The organism is Aeromicrobium sp. PFPM2_SD2 (assembly GCF_057364525.1).
The window spans coordinates 1-719 of sequence record NZ_JBNFNZ010000730.1 but is presented as its reverse complement, the minus strand read 5'-3'; the positions used below and the strand labels follow the sequence as shown (position 1 = coordinate 719).

The 719-nt window shown below is 76.1% G+C and carries 1 protein-coding gene and 1 pseudogene; both read left to right on the top strand.

All coding sequences use genetic code 11. From position 1 onward, the window contains the following. Nucleotides 1-147: pseudogene (locus AC2W7G_RS17755) on the top strand (DUF2867 domain-containing protein); the annotation flags it as partial. Nucleotides 148-340: 193 nt separating this feature from the next. After that, nucleotides 341-719, top strand: a 379-nt coding sequence (locus AC2W7G_RS17750; protein ID WP_485869595.1) for a DUF1206 domain-containing protein, incomplete at its 3' end; no start/stop codon positions are given.

Sequence of the window (719 nt, the reverse complement as noted above, 5' to 3'; positions counted from 1 at the left end):
CTGCGCCGCGGCCGGCGCGACCCGCAGCGGCTGCTGGTCGGCGACGCCGTCGACTTCTGGCGCGTCGAGACGGTCGAGGAGGAGCGGCTGCTGCGGCTGCGCGCCGAGATGCGGCTGCCGGGCCTGGCCTGGCTCGAGCTGTGCATCGGCTCCACCGAGGGCGGCACGACGACGTTCAGCCACCGCGCGCTCTACGCGCGCGCGGGTTGCTGGGCCGCCTCTACTGGTGGAGCATCTACCCGTTCCACGGGGTCGTCTTCGGCGGCCTGCAGCGCAACCTGGCCCGCGCGGCGGAGGAACGCAGCCACGCGGCCGCCCCCACCGCAGGAAGGCACGCCGCATGAACGCCACGCAGGACGTCCGCGACCACGACGCGCTCGAGAACAGCGCCCGGGTCGGGCTGGTCGGGTACGGCGTCGTGCACGTCCTCATCGCCTGGATCACCGTGCAGCTGGCCTGGGGCGGCAGCAGCGAGGAGGCCAGCGAGTCCGGCGCCCTCCAGGAGCTGGCCGAGAAGCCGCTCGGCGGGACGCTGCTGTGGATCGTCGCCGCCGGGCTGGCCGCGCTCACCGTGTGGCAGCTGGCGACCGCGATCTGGGGCTTCCGCACCGAGGACGGCGCCGAGCGGGCCCGCCACCGCGTCGCCGGCGGTCGGCCGCGGCGTCGTCTACGCGGTGCTGGGCGTTCAGCGCCGCGCGGCCACCGCGACGGGCAGCGGC